We start from the raw sequence: 14,932 nt of genomic DNA, 5'->3' as shown, positions 1-14,932 counted from the left end.
GAGAGGACGTGTGGTCGCCGGCCTCAAACCCGTGTCATCCTGAGCGGAGCGAAGGATCTCGTCGGACTCGATCGGTTCTCCCATCGATGTGCCGGGGCGGCTCGAGTGAGATCCTTCGTCGCTTTGCTCCTCAGGATGACAAGGAGCAAACGCCGATGGTGCTCAGACGGTGTCGCGGGCGGTCTCCGCCTCGGCGCCCACCTCTTCGGCCTCGGCGCCGAGGCGGGCGGGGCTGGGGCCCGTGTCCTCGACGACCCGGCCAGCGCGGAGGGTGATCGTCCGCTCGCACCGCGCCGCCAGCTCCGGGTCGTGGGTGACGACGACGAGCGCGGTTCCAGCCTCGCGGTTGAGGTCGAACAGGAGGGCCTCGACGCGGGCGCCCGTTTCGGCGTCGAGGTTTCCCGTCGGCTCGTCGGCGAAGAGGAGGCGGGGGCGGCCGGCGAAGGCCCGGGCGAGCGCCACGCGCTGCTGCTCGCCGCCCGAGAGCTGCGTCGGGTAGTGGCCGGAGCGGTCGGCGAGTCCGACGCGGTCGAGCAACTCCAGCGCCGACTGGTGGGCGCCGCGCTCGCCGCGGAGCTCGAGCGGGATCGCCACGTTCTCCGCCGCCGTCAGCGTCGGGAGCAGGCGGAAGCCCTGGAACACGAACCCGACGGCCTCGGACCGGAGCGCGGCGCGGGCGTCCTCGTCGAGCGGGCCGAGGTCGACGCCGGCGAGGCGGACCGTGCCCGACGTCGGCCGGTCGAGGCCGGCGCACAGGCCGAGGAGCGTCGTCTTGCCACTCCCGGACGGCCCGACGATGGCGCACGTCGCGCCGGCGGGGACGCTGAACGACACGTCGTCGAGGACGGTCAGCGACCGGCCGGCATTCGTGAACGTCTTGGAGAGGGCGTGAGCGGAGAGGACGGGGCCGTCCACGGGCGGAGGGGGCTGATTGGTTGGTCCAACGGACGATCCGGCGCCGCCCGTACGGGGAGCCCGCGGAAGGGTTCACCAAGAGCGGCCGGGTCAGGAACCGCCCTCCGCCGGACCCGGTGTCTCTGGAAAATGCGACCGACGCCATGCGCACCGTCTTGATGCTCTCCGCTCTCGTTTTGTTCACCGGCTGCCAGGAGGTCGAGCCCGACCCGGGCCCGGAGCGGCCGGAGTCGGTCGAGCCGTTCTCGACCGCCACGCCCGAGTCGCCCTCGACGCCCGACACGCCGTTCGCGGAGGCGGCCGACGACGCGGACGAGGAGGCCGTCACGATCCTGTTCTTCGGCGACAGCCTCACGGCCGGCTACGGCCTCGCCAGTCCCGACCTCGCCTACCCCGCGCTCGTGGGCGCGCGGTTGGAGGAGGCGGGCGTACCGGTCCGCGTCGTCAATGCGGGCGTAAGCGGCGAGACCTCAGCGGGCGGTCGCGGGCGGATCGCGTGGGCCCTCCGCCAGACCACGCCCGACGTGTTCGTCCTCGCCCTCGGAGCCAACGACGGACTCCGCGGCGTCGACCCGGCCGCCACGCGCGAAAATCTCGACGCGATCCTCGACGCCGTCGAGAAGGCCGCGCCGGGCGCCCGCCTCGTCGTGGCCGGCATGGAGGCCCTCCCGAACTACGGCGAGGACTACACCGAGCGGTTCCGCGCCGTCTTCCCGGCCGTTGCCGAGGCCCACGACGCGGCCTTCATCCCATTCCTGCTCGACGGCGTGGCCGGCGTCGCCCGGCTCAACCAGGCCGACGGCGTCCACCCGACGCCCGAGGGCCAACGGATCATTGCCGAGACGGTCGCCGAGACGGTCGTCCCGATTGCCAGCCAGGCCGCGAGCTAGACCCGAGGGTCCCCGCCTCGGCGCCGAGGCGGGGGGGATGGCTCAGATCTCGACGCGCGCGCTGATCGCGGTCACCGGCGACCACCGTTCGGAGAGCGCGTCTCCCTCCTCCAGCCGACGGGCGATCCCGGCTCGCGCGTCGACCGTCAGGCGGACCGGGCCCGCCTCGAGGCTCGCGGGGACGGAGAGGAAGGCCATCCCGGAGGCCGGCGGCGTGCCGATCGTGCCGCGCATCCGCTCGGTCATGAGGACGGCGAGCCCGACGCCAAGCGCGAGCCGACCGCCCTTCCTCTGGATCGGAAGCGTGACGAGGCTGCTGACTCCGGCGTGCAGGTACGTGGACGAGGCCTCGGCGGTCTCCGTGGTCTTCGGCACGCCGACCGGTGCGTCCGGCCCTGCCCCGTACGTGTACGACGTCACCGTCCGGTCGAGCACGTCGACCCCCAGGCTCACCTGCGTGCGGACCTCGGCACGCCCGAGCGGCATCGTCACGCCGGCCGAGCCGGCCAGCGCCCGCGTCCGGCTCTCGACGTCCGCGTCGATGGGGTCCGGGACTTCACGGCGTATCCCGGGCAAGTCGCCGCCGATCTGCACCCGGTCCGTGTCGAGCCGCGCGCCGAGTTGGACGTGGACGGCGTCGGAGACGCGGTAGCCGAGCGTGAGGACCGGGTCGGCAGGCCCGCGGAAGAGGGACTGGGCGGGCGCGGCCGAGCCGACGACGGCGTAAAGCCCAAGGCGGTCGGCGTCGGCGGGCTGGGCGCTGGCGGACGCGGCCAGCAGGGCGGAGAGGACCACGAAAGCCCGGAGATCGGAACGCATCAGTACGCGGGAAAGGAAGGGCGTAGCGATGCGTCGATACAGTCCGGGCGGATGAGGAGCCGGAGGGTACCGGCAAACTGGCCCCCTCGCTAGGCACCTTTTTATGCCTCTTCTCTCCGGTGGACCTCTCCATATATCCGTTATCAGAAGTTGATGCGGAGCCCGACCATCGGGATGGCGGAGCGCGCAGACACCTCGCCCGGGACCAGCGATCGACGGATGCCCGTCACGAGGGCCGCGTCGGTGCCAAACAGGCGGAACCGAACCGGGAGCTCGAACTGGAGCCCTGCGTCGAGACGCGGTCCCGGCCGCTGCTCGAACGAGTCGTCCGCGCCGATGTCCACCGTCCCGACGGCGCGGCCGTAGAGGCCGACCGCGGGCTGGAGCCGGACTGACCCGATGATGGGGATCTCCTTGCCGAGCGTGGCCGAGACGTCGCCCGTGAGAGACGAGCGGTCGAACCGCAGGTCGGGCGCGTCCGCCTCCGGGTAGGTCCCGTCGACGCTGCCGTACGCCACGAGGCCCTGGAGGCGGGCGACGGTCCCGAGCGGGGCGGGGCGCGTGAGCCCGGCCGTGACCCCGGCGCTCCAGCCCGTCGTGCCGTACTCGTCGCTGCGGAGGCCGTACGTTCCGTACGACCCGATCAAGCCGACGTCGACGCCGTCCCCCAACCGCCGGCCGATCTCGCCGCCGAACTCGACGCCGGAGAGGCCGCCGTTCCCGCCCCAGAGTTTGAGGTGGCCGAGGGAGAGGTAGGTTCCCTCCCCGTCGGCGTACTGCGACTGGGCCGAGGCGAGCGGGGCGAGGAGGAGGGCGGCGAGGGCGACGAACGAGAGGCGCATGAGCACGGGGTGAATGGGCCCTCTCGAACCCGGGCCACCTCGGTTTCGTGTGCCGCGGATGAGAGGGCGAATCCCCCTCGGGATCGAGGCCGTTGTTTCCGCGCCGCTTGACGCGCCTCATTTTTTACCCTCTTCCCGCCTCGGCGCCCAGCCGGACCGGCGCGACGCCGTCCGGGGAGCGGGGTCAGCCGGCCTTCGAGCCGATGCGCGACTCGGTCCCGTCGAGGAGCCGGCGGACGTTGGCCCGGTGCGTCCACAGGATGAACGCCGGGACGACCGTCGCGAAAATCCAGACCGGCGGCGGGCTCTCCCACCCGAACCCGAAGTGGAGCGCGAGGAGCGACAGCGGGAGCGACAGCGCGGCGAGGATCGAGCCGAGCGAGACGTAGCGCGTCGCCGCGAGGACGCCGACGAACACGAGGAGCGCGAGCCCGACCGGGAGCGGGGCCAGCCCGGTCAGCATTCCGGCGCCGGTCGCCACGCCCTTCCCGCCCTTCCACGACCCGAAGAACAGGCGGCCCCAGACCGTGACCACGTGGCCGACCATGGCCGCCGTCCCCGCGAGCGTCGCCGCCCACGCCGCCGCGAGCTCCGGCCGCGAGCCGAGCAGCCCGACGAGCGACTCGCCGCCGACACGGATCTGCGACAGGAGGGCGACCGCCGCCAGCCCCTTCCCGAAGTCGAGCAGGAACACGAGGAGGCCCGGCCCCTTGCCGAGCACGCGGAGCGCGTTCGTGGCCCCCGCGTTGCCGCTCCCGTGCCTCCGGAGGTCGACGCCCATCATCCGCCCGACGACGAGGCTGAACGGGACGGCGCCGAGGAGGTAGCTGGCGGCGAGGATGACGAGGAGCGAGAGCACCGCAGTGATGGGAGGGAGCGGAAAGATAGACGGGCTGCCTCCAGGCCCGGTCCCAGCCGTTTGTGGAGGAACAGTGGGGGTCCCGTCGAGGGGCGGTGGAGGGACCTCCAAGAGTCGGCGATACTCGACTTGCGAGTAGGACGCCGTTATGCCGCGCTCTAACCTCGCTGAGAACACGCCCGCGGATGGGGACCCGGAAGGCCCCGTTCGCCCTGTCTCACCCCCCCGCTTCCTGTGTGACGCGACTCCTGATTCTGGCGGCCCTCGCCGCCCTCGCGCTCCCCGGCGTGGCCCAGCAGGCCGACCCCATCGTCCCGGGTGGCGCGCGCGCCGAGAGCCGCCGCGCGGCCCGGACCGGCGTGGCGAGCTACTACGCCGCCTCGCTCCACGGCAACCGCACCGCCAACGGCGAGCGCTACAACCACGGCGCGCTGACGGCCGCCCACCGGTCGCTCCCGTTCGGGACGCTCCTCCGCGTGACCTCGACGCACAACGACCGCCGCGTCCTCGTCCGCGTGAATGACCGCGGTCCGTTTATCCGGGGGCGCCAACTCGACCTCTCCGGCGCCGCCGCCGACCGGCTGGCCATGCGCTCGCGCGGGACGCACCGGGTCCGCTTCGAGGTCGTCGACCCGGCCGCGCTGCCGAGCCGCCAGGCCCCACCCGTCCGGAAGACCCGGCACGTCTAGGCGTTACCGCGCGACGGTGAGGGTCGTGGTGCCCCGAACGCGACCCGCGACCGTCAGACGGACGGCGTAGACCCCGGCCGGCGCGTCGCCGAGGCCGAGGGAGAGGCGGTTCGTCCCGGCCCGGCCGGTCTCACGGACGCGGGCGACCTCCCGCCCGAGCACGTCGAGCACGACCACGTCCGCCTCGGCGGGCGCGAAGAGGTCGTAGGCCAGCGTCGCCGCGCCGGTCGTCGGGTTCGGCCAGACGCGGAGCGCCGTCGGCCCTGCCGACGCGGGCTCTGCGGCGACGGCGGCGTCCTCGAGCGCGACGACCCACAGGCCGGTCTGCATGTCGGACACGAGCACCTTCCCCGACGGCAGGTACGGGTAGGCCGTCCACGCCCCGCGGAAGCCGTAGCCCGGCTCGAGGAACGTGTCGAGGTAGGCCACTTCGGTCGGTGCGTGAGGGTCCGAGACGTCGAACACCCGGAGGCCTTCGGTGTAGTGGGCGACGTAGAGCCGGTCGCCGCGGACGTAGCAGTTGTGGACGACGGCGTTGGGGTCGACGACGACCTCGCCCACCAGCTCGACGTCGTCGAGGTCGGCCACGTCGAAGATCCGGATCCAGTTGCCGCTCGTGCCGATCTCGTCGCCGACGTAGAGCGTCCGGCCGTTCTCGGTCGAGCACGTGTTGTGGACGCCCGCGCCGGGGTACGAGAACGACGTGAGGAGGCGGACGTCGGTCGGGTCGGACACGTCGAGCACGTCGACGCCGCCGCCGCTGTAGATCGCCGAGCCGTAGCCGCGCCCGTCGCGGACCTCGAAGTCGTGGTAGTAGGGCGTCGGCCAGTGGTCGGGGCGGAACGCGTCGACGAGGGCGGGGCTCGCCGGGTCGGTGAGGGCGTAGACACGGAGGCCGGGGTTGCCCTGGAAGCGCCCGCCGATCACCCACAGGTGGTCCTCGGCCACGAGCACGTTGTGCGACCCGCCGTCGGTCACGCCCGGTTGGACGTCGAGGCGGCCGACCTCGACCGGGGCCGTCGGGTCGCTGAGGTCGACGATCTGGATCGGCCCCGTCTCGTTGACCACGTAGGCGTGGTGGCCGTACACCTTGACGTCCTTCGTGTCGGTCGCCTGAGGCGGGGCGGGCACGTAGGCCACCTCGACGGGCGCCGCCCCCGGAGCCGCGCTTACGTCGATCACCGACAGCCCGCCGTCGCGGACCGCCAGCAGGGCGTACTCCGTTCCGTCCGCGGCCACGTAGCCCCACGTGTCGCCGTAGGTCGACGACCGGGCCCGTCCCGGATCGAGGGCCGAGAACGCCGCCACGCCCTCCGAGACACGCGCCTGGATGGGGATCGACCGCTCGGCGATGAGCCCGTCGGGCCCGTGGAGCTGGATGGCGAGGTCGACGGTCCGGTCCGGGTCGAGGCCGGTCACGCGGACGCGGCCCGACGACGGATCGGCCGTGGCGAGCACGGTGCCATCGACCACGGCGCGGACGTCGGTGCCGCCCGTGTAGGTCGCGGCCGTCCACACGGCGTCGGCCACGCCGTTGGCGACGGCCGCGGCGGCGACGTCGCGGAGCGGGGCGGGCGTGAACCGCATCTCAGCGACGGTTTCGAACAGCGCGTGTCCGTCGCGGACGCGGGCGGCGAGCCCGTAGTACGTGTCGAGATCGTAGGCCGTCTCGCCCGCGTACGTCTCCGCCTTCGGGTCGTAGTCGCTGGCGAAGACGATCAGGTACTCGTGCGCGCCGAACGGCGAGCCGTCCGGGTTCCACGTCCGATCCTGCTGGCTCGTCTGGCTGTCCTCGAGAAACCCGACGTTGAGGCGCCGCGGGTTCTCTGGGTCCGACACGTCATAGGCCGCCCCGTCGAACCGCCCGATGCCGGCGTCGGCCAGCCCGTGGCGGTAGGAGAAGACGCGGGCCGTCGAGGGCGTCGCGGGGTCGAACACGATCGTGACTGGGGGCACCTCGGCGTCCGGGACGGTCGAGAACACGAAGTTGGCGCCGTAGTCGAGGCCGCCGTCGAAGTAGCGGCGGTTCGCGTCGGCGGGGTCGAGCCAGCGGGGCTCCGGGCTCCACACCCACGTGAGGCCGGGCGCGTCGTCCCCGAGGCGGGCCGCCTCGGGGACGAGGTCGGCGGGACCGGGGGCGAGGACGGGCTGAGCGGTCGCGGGGGCCAGCCCGGCTGTGAGGACGAGGAGGGAGGCGAGGCAGGCGCGCATGGTCGGAGTGTACGCCGCGGCATGTGCCGTTCGTGTGCGGCCCCGTTCCGTCACTCCAGGTCGAGGCCGACCTTCAAAGACACGTCGAGCGCCGTCACCGAGTGCGTCAGCGCGCCCGACGAGATGTAGTCGACGCCCGTCTGGCCGATCCGCCCGACGGTCTCCAGCGTCACGTTGCCCGAGGCCTCCGTCTCGATCCGCCCGCCGACGCGGCGGACGGCCTCCTCCAGCATCGACACGTCGAGGCCGTCGTCGGTCCGCCGCGCCATGTTGTCGAGGAGCACGCGGTCGACCCGGGCGCCGGCGTCGACGGCCGCCAGCACCTCGCCGAGTTCGTCGAGCGTCCGCGCCTCGACTTCGACGTTCAGGTCGTAGTCGGTCTCGATGAGGTACCTGCCGACGGCGTCGATGGCGGCGCGGACGCCGCCGGCCGCGGCGATGTGGTTGTCCTTGACGAGGACCATGTCGTACAGCCCGGCGCGGTGGTTCTGCGCGCCGCCGAGCGCGACGGCCCACTTGTCGAGCGCACGGAGGCCCGGCGCGGTCTTTCGGGTGTCGAGGACCACGGCCGGCGTCGCCGCCTCGGCCATCCGAGCCGCCGCCGTCGCGATCCCGCCCATCCGCTGCATCAGGTTGAGGGCGAGCCGCTCGGCCACGAGGATCGACCGGGCGCGGCCCGTGACCGTTCCGAACACGGTCCCGGCCTCGAGCCGGTCGCCGTCCTTCGCCGTCCACGAGACGGTGAGGTCGGGGTCGACGCGCGAAAAGACGCGCTCGGCGACGGCCAGCCCGGCGACGACGCCGTCTTCCTTCAGGAGGGCGTGAGCGGTGGCCTTTGTGCCCGCAGGGATCGTCGCCTCCGTCGTCACGTCGCCCCGGCCGACGTCCTCGGCGAGGGCGCGGTCGAGAAGCGCGTCGAGGTCACTGGCGACGGCGTCGGGGAGAGGCAGCATGGACTAGGACCGGACGAACTCGGCGATGACGGGCTCGATCACGCGGGCGGGCGTCGGGCCCCATGCTTCGAAGCCGGGGATCACCGTCGCTTCGAGGTCGGCCGCGGTCGCCCCGTCGGCGGCGCGCGGGACGATCGTCTCGCGGAGCGCGGCGAGGAAGTCGCGCATCACCAGGAGGTCCGACCGATCGCCGATGACCGGGTAGCCGTCGCCGGCGTGTCCGAAGACGAACACCGTCTCGTCGGAGAACCGGCCGTGGACCGTCTCGAGGAGCGTCCCCCAGTTCTCGATGGAGGCGCCGGCCCCGCGGTCGATGTACGGCTGGCGACGGTTGAACACGAGGTCGCCCATGTGGACGACGTCGGCGTTCTGGAAGTGGACGACCGCGTCGCCACAGGTGTGGGCCGGCCCGAAGTAGTAGAGCGCGAGCGTCTCGTCGCCGAGGCCGGCGCTCCACGTCTCGCGGAACGTCGCGTCGGCGTAGCGCTGGGCGTCGAGGCTCCCGCTCTGGCTGGCCGAGGCCCGCTGGAGGCCGGGGACGGCCTCGTGCGCCGCGTGTTGCTCGGCGACCGGCGCCAGCACGAGGTTGCCCGCCGTGTGGTCGCCGTGGTGGTGCGTGTTGACGAGGAGGTCGAGCCCGCGGTCGGACCCGTCGCGGAGGCCCGTGAGGAACGCCTCCGCGGACTCGGGGAACTGCGTGTCGACGGCGACGAGCGCGGCGTCGGACTGGAGGTACCCGATCGTCCCGCCCCGGTCCGTGAACGCGCCGACGCCGCGGCGGATGGGCGTGAACTCGGCCCGCCTCGGCCAGCGGCTCGGCGAGGCCACCGAGGCGGACGCCGCCAGCGGGGAGACGAACGGGAGCGCGGCGGTCGCAGCGGCGGTCCGGGCGACGAACTGGCGGCGGGAGAGAGGCATCGGCGGAGGGGAGGGCGGAGGCGAGCAACCCGGACGCGCCGCCGGGGATCCTCGCTCGCTACCGGAGTTCCTTCCGGATCACCAGCTTGGTCGCCGTCCACGTGTCGTCGACGGCGCAGACCTTGACGTCGACGAGCCCGAGCGGGAAGGCGGCGCCGCGGACGACGTCGCCGGTCACCGTGCTCGCGACGCCGGACCCCTTCTTTGGCCACGACACCCAGATCGCCCCGTTGCGCGCGATGGCGTCGGCGAAGACGGCCAGCCGCGCGTCGAGGCCGGCCGCCTCGGTCGTGAAGTGGTGGACGAGCGTGGGCCGGTCGTCGAGCGTCCCGAACGTGACGCCGCCGGGCAGGCCGGCGAGGAGGGACCGGTAGCGCTCCGGTGCCTCGTCGGCCACGGCGACCGTGCCCGGTTTGTAGCCCAGCTTCTGCCACAGCGCGCGGCTCACGACGCGGCGCGCTCCTCGCCCTCCGCGCGGGCGAACGTCTCGCGGACGAGCGTCGGGGGCGGGATCGGCCGGCCGCGCTCGGAGTCGACGAAGCAGAGCGTCACGCGGCCCGAGATCCGGACGGCGTCGTCGCCCGCGACGCGGACGCGGTAGTCGACGGGGAGGCGCACGCCCAAACTCGGGAACGCGGCCTCGACCTCTACGAGGTCGTCGTAGCGGACGCTCGCGTGGTACTTGACCTCGAGGTCCACGACGGGCATGATCACGCCGTTCTCCTCGAGCTCGCGGTAGGGGAGGCCCGCTGCCCGGAGCGCCTCGGTCCGCGCCGCCTCGAACCAGTCGAGGACGTGGGCGTGGTACACGACCCCCATCGGGTCGCACTCGCGGTACCGGACGCGGTGGCGATGGGTGAAGTGGAGGATCGGGCGATCGGGCGATCGGGTCATGGGGTGCCCCCGCAGTCCAGCGTGCTCTCCGTCACCCGGTCATCCCTCCCGGAAGGCTCCCATCGCGTCGAACTTGGCGAGGCGCCCCGCCAGCAGCTCGTCGGTGGGGAGCTCGGACAGCGCGTCGAGGTGGGCGGCGATGGCCGTGCCGGCCGCTTCGAACGTGGCCTGCGGATTCCGGTGGGCGCCGCCGACGGGCTCCGGGATGATCTCGTCGATCACGCCGTGCTCGATGAGGTCCGGCGCCGTGAGCTTGAGCGCCCGCGCCGCGTCCTCCTTGTGGTCCCACGAGCGCCAGAGGATCGAGGAGCACGACTCGGGCGAGATCACCGAGTACCACGCGTTCTCGAGCATCAGCACGCGGTCGCCCACGCCGATGCCCAGGGCGCCGCCGGACGCGCCCTCGCCGATGACGACGACGACGATCGGGACCGGCAGCCGGGCCATCACGAGGAGGTTGCGGGCGATGGCCTCGGCCTGCCCGCGCTCCTCGGCCTCGAGCCCCGGGTACGCGCCCGGCGTGTCGAGAAATGTGATGACGGGCTTGCCGAACTTGGCCGCCATCTCCATGAGCCGCTGGGCCTTCCGGTAGCCCTCGGGGTTGGGCATCCCGAACCGCCGTTCCTTCCGCTGCTTCGTATCGCGGCCCTTCTGGTGGCCGAGGACCATGACGGTCCGGTCGGCCGAGCCGAAGCGGGAGCCGCGGAAGGTGGCGGGGCCGCCGACGAGCGCCTGGTCGTCGGCGAAGAGCCGGTCGCCGTGGAGTTCCATGAACCCGGCGGTCAGCGAGCCGATGTAGTCGAGCGTGTAGGGCCGCTCGGGGTGGCGCGCGAGCTGGACGCGCTGCCACCGCGTGAGCCCGCGGTAGATCGACTGGCGGAGCGTGTCGACGCGCGTCTCGAGCGCGGCGACCTGCGCCGAGAGGTCGACGGAGCCGTCCTCGGCCTCGAAGGCGCGGAGCTCGGCGAGCTTGGCCTCGAGGTCGGCGAGGGGCTTCTCGAAGTCGAGGAGGTGGGCCATGCCGCAAGGTACCGCCTCCCGCGCCGGAGGTTCGCCGCCCCGTGCGGCTCGGCTCCGCCCGCCTCGGTGCCGAGGCGGAGAGCCCCGGTTCGGACGCGCGGGCCTACGCCGGCGTCCGTCGTCCGCGGTCGGTGGCCTCCCCGGCCGCCCACAGCGCGCGGAGGAGGATCTCGACGTCGAGCCACGTCGACTGGTGGCGCGCGTAGAACCAGTACGCCCGGTGGGCCTCGGCGATCGTTTGGGGCCGCGCGGCGCGCGTGTCGAGGACCGAGACGACGCCCGGCAACAGGCCCCACGCGGGCGGGGGATGCGTCCCGGCGGCGTCGTAGCCGACGAGCGCGAGGTGGCCGGCGAGAACTCCCGGCATCCGGGTGGCCATCGCGGCGAGCCGACGGAGCCGAGGGGTCGGGCGGAACCGGGCGGCCAATCGGAGCGCGGGGCTCAGCAAGAGGACGGCCGAGGCCACCGGGACCTCGACGACGCGGCGCGTCCACGCCGGACGGAGCGGGGCGACGGTCCGCTCGGCGGCCTGGAGCGGAGCCGCGTAGTCCTCGACGGACGCCTTCCCGATGATCCGATCGCGGCCGGAGGCCAGGATCTTGAGCTGGACCGGGAGGTCGCGGAGCGCGCGCATCCCGTCGAGGATGGCCGTGTTGGTCAGGCTGTCGGCTGCGAACACGACGTCGTCGGCGCCGTGGAGGCGGGCGAGGTCACGGAGCTGGCGGGGCCGTCCGAGGCGGGGGAGGGCCACGCCGTCCTCGTCCGCCTCGGCGACGTAGCCGAGCACGGCGCTCCCGCGGACGTGCTCGTCGAGGAGCCGCTGGAGCCGCTCGGCCTCGGCGCCGGCGCCCACGAGGAGTGCCGAGCGCGGGACGCGCCGCGCCGCCCGCCGCCCGATCCGCCGGGCCAGCAGGAGGGCCGCCGCGACCACAAGCCCGAGCCCGACGACCGCGCGGCTGAAGGCGAGCGTGGGGACAAAGTAGGAGAGAGCGGCCACGGCGAGGCCCGCCAACCCGGCGCCGGCCAGCACCGGCCGGAGCGCCCGCCCGGCCCGCCGGTACCCGCCCGCCAGCCCGATGGCGGCGACGAGCGCGACGGCGTAGGCCGGCAGCACGAGCCCGTAGTAGCCGGCCTCGAAGGCGAACCCGTCGACGCGGCTCCAGGCGAGCGCCGTCGCCCCGAGCCCGACCCACGCGAGGGCGGCGTCGGTCGCCGGCGCGGCCACCGTCCGCCCGATCCGCCCCAGCGCCGCGATCGCGGCCCGCGCCACGATCCCGAGCCGCAGCCCCACTGCGAGCAGGCCCGAGGCGAGCCGGTCCAGCACGCCCGCGCCCTCCTGCTGCGCCACGTGCTTCTCCACGAACCGGAGCATCGCCCCGTAGAAGAGCAGGACGTACCGGAGGTCGCCCTTCTTCGTGCTCTCGCCCTTGTAGTGGACGATCTGCGTGTCCGGCGTGTAGTAGATCCGCCAGCCCGCCTGCTGGATCCGGTAGCACCAGTCGAGGTCCTCCCCGTACATGAAGAAGTCCTCGTCCAGCAGCCCCGCGACCTGCGGGGATGGGAGATGAGGAGTGGGGGACGCGGCGCCGTCTCCGCGGCCGGCCTCATGCCCCCTGTCCCCTTGCCCCGGGAGGACCGCGTCCTTCCGGACCATCATGCACGAACCGCTGAGGGCGTCGACCTCGCAGACCTCGTCGACCGGGAGGTACGTGAGGTTGTAGCGGCCGAACGTCGGGCTCTGGGGGAACAGCTTGCTCAGGCCCGCGATGCGGTAGAACGCGACGGCCGGCGTCGGGAAGGCCCGGCGGCTCTCGGGCGCGAACGTCCCGTCGGGGTTGAGGATGCGGCAGCCCACGGCCCCGGCGTCCGGGTGCGCGTCCATGAAGGCGACGAGCCGGCGGAGCGTGTCCTCCTGGAGAATCGTGTCGGGGTTGAGGACGAGGACGTAGCGCCCGGCGGCCTCGCGGATGGCTTGGTTGTTGGCCGTCGCGAACCCGACGTTCTCCTCGTTCGCGACGAGCCGGACGTCGGGGAACCGTTCGCGGACCATCTCGACCGACCCGTCGGCCGAGTCGTTGTCGACCACCCACGTCTCGACCTCGAGGCCGGCGCTGGCACGCTCGACCGAGCGGAGCGCCTGCTCCAAGAACTCCCGCACGTTGTACGTCACGATCACGACCGAGACGTCGACGGCCGCGGCCGTGGTGCGGGGGGTGACGGGTGCGGGGTGCATCGGGGCTGAGTATAGGGCGCCCAGGCCGGGCCGCCAGTCAGGATGTGGTTAATGGCGAATCCCCCGGTATGAACGGGAGCCGGGGGCCCGTGGCCGGTAGCTTGGGCGCCCGTCCCCCGACCGCCCATGTCCGCCTTGTCGCCCGGCGGCCCGGCGCTTGGCGTCGAGGTCCGTGCCACGCTCGCGCTCGCCGTCCCCATCGTCCTCGTCCAACTGGCCCAGATGTCGATGGGCTTCGTGGACGTCGTGATGGTCGGCCGGCTGGGGACCGAAGCCCTCGCGGCCATCGTGCTCGGCTCGACGACGTATTTCACGCTCGCGCTCATCTGCGTCGGCGTGCTCGTGGCCGTCCAGCCGACCGTCGCGCAGGCCGTCGGCGCCGGCGACACCGAGGCCGCCGCGCGCGGGGCTCGCCAGGGCCTGTGGCTCGCGCTGATCCTGGGCGTCCCGCTGACCGTCGGCCTCGGGTTCTCAGAGGACCTGCTCCTCGCGACCGGTCAAGCGCCCGACACGGCCGCGCTCGCGGGCGACTACCTCGACGCGATGCGCTGGGGGTTCGTCCCGAACCTGTGGTTCACGGCCCTCCGCGGGCTCTGCGAGGGCGACGCCCGGCCGCGGCCCGTCCTCGCCGTCACGCTCGTCGGCGTGGCTGCCAACGCCGTGCTCAACTACGGGCTGATGTTCGGGGCGTGGGGGCTGCCCGAGCTGGGCGTCGTCGGGACCGGGTGGAGCTCGGCGATCACGACGACGCTCATGTTCGTCGCCCTCGCCGCGATCGTGCGGACCGGCGCGCTCGCGCGGTTCCGCGTGTTCGTCGGGCTCCGGCGGCCGGATCCCGAAGCGCTCGGCGCCCTGTTCCGCCTCGGGTGGCCGATCGGCGTCGGGTTCGGGCTCGAGTCCGGCATCTTCGCTGCGGCGACGCTCCTCGTCGGCCGCCTGCCGAACTACGAGGTGGCGCTGGCGGCCCACCAGATCGCGCTCAACGCCGCGAGCGTCGCGTTCATGGTGCCTCTCGGGATCGGGATGGCCGGCGCGATCCGCGTGGGGCAGGCGGCTGGGAAGGGCGACCCCGACGGCGCTCGGCGGGCGGGGTGGACCGCGACCGCGCTCGGAGCGGCGTTCATGACGTGCTCCGCGCTTCTGTTTTGGCTGAAGCCCGAGGCCGTGATCTGGATCTACGCCGGGCGCGCCCCGCAGCCCGAGGTGGCCGCCCTCGCCGCGGGGCTCCTCGGCGTGGCCGCCGTGTTCCAGTTGTTCGACGGCGTCCAGGCGTCCGTCGCGGGCGCGCTCCGCGGCCTCAAAGACACCCGCGTGCCGATGCTCATCGCGGCGTTCTCGTACTGGGGCGTCGGTCTGACGGTGGGCGGGACGCTCGGCCTCGGGATGGGCCTGGGGGCGCCCGGGCTGTGGTGGGGGCTCACGCTCGGGCTGGCGACCGCCGCCGTCGGGCTCTCCGCCCGGTTCGCGCGGCGGACGAGGCGGGCCGCTCTCCGTTCGGCCTGAAACGTCCGGCGAGTGTGGCTATCCTTGGGGAGCGGACGGAGATGGGCCGTCCGGCGATCGGGAGCGTGAGGGCGATCCTGAGCGCCGGAAAGGCCGTTCCTGGCCTTCCAGGCCGGCCTTTCGACCTATCTTCGCCGGGCCCCTCTCCCCGTCGATCTACTTTCGCGAGCGCCCCTCTGCTCGTTG

Annotated in this window: 14 protein-coding genes; 3 read left to right on the top strand and 11 right to left on the bottom strand. The window is 73.4% G+C overall.

The genetic code is table 11. The annotated features are described in order from the left end of the window. Window positions 1-162: 162 nt before the first annotated feature. Window positions 163-915 carry an ABC transporter ATP-binding protein gene (locus BSZ37_RS19160; protein ID WP_095512087.1) on the bottom strand — a complete coding sequence of 251 codons (753 nt, stop codon included), beginning with the start codon at window positions 913-915 and terminating at the stop codon, window positions 163-165. 143 nt (window positions 916-1,058) lie between these two features. Between BSZ37_RS19160 and BSZ37_RS19155 the strand changes: the two genes are divergently transcribed. Next, on the top strand, window positions 1,059-1,805 hold the full coding sequence (locus tag BSZ37_RS19155; RefSeq protein ID WP_095512086.1) for an arylesterase: 747 nt from the start codon (window positions 1,059-1,061) through the stop codon (window positions 1,803-1,805). A gap of 42 nt (window positions 1,806-1,847) precedes the next feature. On the opposite strand, the gene BSZ37_RS19150 is transcribed toward BSZ37_RS19155, so the two are convergent. From BSZ37_RS19150 to plsY, 3 genes are all read right to left on the bottom strand, one after another. Continuing rightward, window positions 1,848-2,624 carry a hypothetical protein gene (locus BSZ37_RS19150; RefSeq protein ID WP_095512085.1) on the bottom strand — a complete coding sequence of 259 codons (777 nt, stop codon included), beginning with the start codon at window positions 2,622-2,624 and terminating at the stop codon, window positions 1,848-1,850. A gap of 143 nt (window positions 2,625-2,767) precedes the next feature. Next, window positions 2,768-3,466, bottom strand: coding sequence for a hypothetical protein (locus BSZ37_RS19145; protein ID WP_095512084.1), 699 nt, complete (start codon window positions 3,464-3,466; stop codon window positions 2,768-2,770). 184 nt (window positions 3,467-3,650) lie between these two features. Next, window positions 3,651-4,325: a glycerol-3-phosphate 1-O-acyltransferase PlsY gene (plsY, locus tag BSZ37_RS19140; protein WP_218830575.1), complete on the bottom strand. Its 675-nt coding sequence runs from the start codon at window positions 4,323-4,325 to the stop codon at window positions 3,651-3,653. 236 nt (window positions 4,326-4,561) lie between these two features. On the opposite strand from plsY, the gene BSZ37_RS19135 reads away from it, so the two are divergent. Next, a complete protein-coding gene (locus BSZ37_RS19135; RefSeq protein ID WP_179299764.1) occupies window positions 4,562-5,014 on the top strand; it encodes a septal ring lytic transglycosylase RlpA family protein in 453 nt (150 codons plus the stop codon). 3 nt (window positions 5,015-5,017) lie between these two features. Here the strand turns inward: BSZ37_RS19135 and BSZ37_RS19130 are convergent, their stop codons facing one another. From BSZ37_RS19130 to BSZ37_RS19100, 7 genes are all read right to left on the bottom strand, one after another. Beyond that, entirely contained in the window at window positions 5,018-7,225 is a 2,208-nt protein-coding gene (locus BSZ37_RS19130; protein WP_095512082.1) for a choice-of-anchor B family protein, read from the bottom strand. Window positions 7,226-7,275: 50 nt separating this feature from the next. Further along, on the bottom strand, window positions 7,276-8,178 hold the full coding sequence (gene nadC / locus BSZ37_RS19125; RefSeq protein WP_095512081.1) for a carboxylating nicotinate-nucleotide diphosphorylase: 903 nt from the start codon (window positions 8,176-8,178) through the stop codon (window positions 7,276-7,278). A gap of 3 nt (window positions 8,179-8,181) precedes the next feature. Beyond that, complete coding sequence (locus BSZ37_RS19120) at window positions 8,182-9,096, bottom strand: MBL fold metallo-hydrolase (RefSeq protein ID WP_095512080.1); 915 nt, start codon at window positions 9,094-9,096, stop codon at window positions 8,182-8,184. Between the two features lie 58 nt (window positions 9,097-9,154). Then, on the bottom strand, window positions 9,155-9,544 hold the full coding sequence (locus BSZ37_RS19115; protein WP_095512079.1) for a DUF3052 family protein: 390 nt from the start codon (window positions 9,542-9,544) through the stop codon (window positions 9,155-9,157). Next, the gene (locus BSZ37_RS19110) at window positions 9,541-9,990 is read right to left on the bottom strand and encodes an acyl-CoA thioesterase (protein ID WP_095512078.1); all 450 of its coding nucleotides are present in this window, start codon (window positions 9,988-9,990) and stop codon (window positions 9,541-9,543) included. Before BSZ37_RS19110 ends, BSZ37_RS19115 begins: the two co-directional genes overlap by 4 nt. A gap of 39 nt (window positions 9,991-10,029) precedes the next feature. After that, complete coding sequence (locus BSZ37_RS19105) at window positions 10,030-11,010, bottom strand: acetyl-CoA carboxylase carboxyltransferase subunit alpha (RefSeq protein WP_095512077.1); 981 nt, start codon at window positions 11,008-11,010, stop codon at window positions 10,030-10,032. Window positions 11,011-11,113: 103 nt separating this feature from the next. Beyond that, complete coding sequence (locus BSZ37_RS19100; RefSeq protein ID WP_095512076.1) at window positions 11,114-13,243, bottom strand: glycosyltransferase family 2 protein; 2,130 nt, start codon at window positions 13,241-13,243, stop codon at window positions 11,114-11,116. A 126-nt stretch (window positions 13,244-13,369) separates the two neighbouring features. On the opposite strand from BSZ37_RS19100, the gene BSZ37_RS19095 reads away from it, so the two are divergent. After that, window positions 13,370-14,746 carry an MATE family efflux transporter gene (locus BSZ37_RS19095; protein WP_095512075.1) on the top strand — a complete coding sequence of 459 codons (1,377 nt, stop codon included), beginning with the start codon at window positions 13,370-13,372 and terminating at the stop codon, window positions 14,744-14,746. Window positions 14,747-14,932: the final 186 nt, after the last annotated feature.

The organism is Rubrivirga marina (assembly GCF_002283365.1).
GTDB classification, from domain to species: Bacteria; Bacteroidota; Rhodothermia; order Rhodothermales; family Rubricoccaceae; genus Rubrivirga; species Rubrivirga marina.
Note: the sequence above shows the minus strand (reverse complement) of the source record. Positions and strands in the feature narration are given on the sequence as shown.